Raw genomic sequence first — 1501 nt, 5'->3', positions numbered from 1 at the left:
TAAACGAACGATTACGACATGTGCCAGCACACTACACAAATGTTAAGTTCTTGGGAGTTCCGTGAAGATTCGATACATAAAACTAGGCGACGGCGGGAAGTGGGAACGCCACTGCATCGAAGAACAGCAGACGCTTAGACTCGGGTACGAAAGCCCACACCATCAGGAATCGTTAAGTGGTGAATGGGATACTGTCCGCAATTTTTGGCTTTCTGCTAGAAATGGAAATCAAGGCGCGGCGAGCCGCGACTTGAATCAGATTCGTGATTTTTATGAGCTTTCAGAATCAGATATCTGGATTACGTTTTACCAGAGAAGGCTGTACTGGTGCCATGCTCATAAAGAAGTTCACGAACTCGAGGATGGCAGTAGAATTAGAAACGTCATAGGCTCCTGGAGTTGTTACGATAAGAAAGGAAGCCCCCTTTCCATCGAGAATATCGATGGCAGAATTACGAAGGTTCAGGGGTATCGTGGCACTATTTGCGGGGTCGAGCTTCCAGAATATCTGCTGAGAAAAATTAACGGCGAAGTTCAGCCTGAAATTCAGTCAACGAAAGAAGCTTTGGCAGCTTTGAAGGTTAATATTGAAAACCTTATCAAAGGGCTGTGGTGGAATGACTTTGAACTACTCATTGACTTGATTTTTTCCCAGTCCGGTTGGCAGCGGATATCAGTGCTAGGAAAGACAGAAAAGGATATCGATCTTGACGTCTTTTCTCCTGTTACGCAGAAGCGCGCGTTCGTCCAGGTAAAGTCCACCACAACAGCGAATCAAATCCAAAGCTACCGCGAAATATTCAACCAACACCATCAGTATGACGAGATGTATTTTGTCTTTCATACCTTTTCAGGAAATCTCGAGAACCTGAACATAGATGATCCAAGGGTTGCTGTGTGGGATATTTCAAGAGTAGCCGATTTAGTAATAAACGCAGGTTTGATAGGTTGGCTGCTTGCGAAGAGAACTTAACAATCGGCTGCACAGCGACCGGTTTTCCGCCGCTTCGCGGCTCCAAACCGACGCGTGAGCCGGGCGTTATGTGCCACGGGAGTTGGATTTAATTGAGTAGTAAACGATATGCTTTTGCTTCTTCACTTTGGAGTTTTGTGCCCGGCATTTTGATTATGGTATTTTTTGCAATCTCTGATATTGATCTGTACAAGTCTGTATCTAAAGCAAATCAGGGGTATGAATTTCTCTTTTTTATCGCACCAATAATATTGGTTCTTCTTATGGTGTATCACACGGTAATGGGCTTGATTCAGAACAGTTTAAAACGACCTAAACTTATATTTGCTGTTTTTGCTTCTATTATTGCTGCGTTACCTTTTCCTCTACTTGTTGCCTTTTCTAAATCAGATGCAGGTACCGAAGAACGCGTAGCAATCGTTTTAACAGCAGCAATAATTTTCGCAATTTTTTGGGTTTCTTTATTTGCGGGCTCTTTGTACCAATTATTGAAAATAAAGGGTGGTTTCATAAGTGGCACATAACAAA

Annotated in this window: 2 protein-coding genes; one reads left to right on the top strand and one right to left on the bottom strand. The window is 43.1% G+C overall.

Annotation, left to right across the window (positions count from 1 at the left end; genetic code table 11):
* The first annotated feature begins 61 nt into the window (after positions 1–61).
* Positions 62–973: a restriction endonuclease gene (locus NOG12_RS13050; protein ID WP_014706134.1), complete on the top strand. Its 912-nt coding sequence runs from the start codon at positions 62–64 to the stop codon at positions 971–973.
* Between the two features lie 292 nt (positions 974–1265).
* Here the strand turns inward: NOG12_RS13050 and NOG12_RS13045 are convergent.
* Positions 1266–1501 (bottom strand): hypothetical protein (locus tag NOG12_RS13045; protein ID WP_313933493.1); only part of this gene is annotated, 236 nt, incomplete at its 5' end.

The sequence above is a fragment of the Pseudidiomarina fusca genome (assembly GCF_032227045.1).
Classification (GTDB): Bacteria; Pseudomonadota; Gammaproteobacteria; order Enterobacterales; family Alteromonadaceae; genus Pseudidiomarina; species Pseudidiomarina fusca.
The sequence above is the reverse complement of the archived record's forward strand: the minus strand, read 5'-3'. Positions and strand labels throughout refer to the sequence as shown.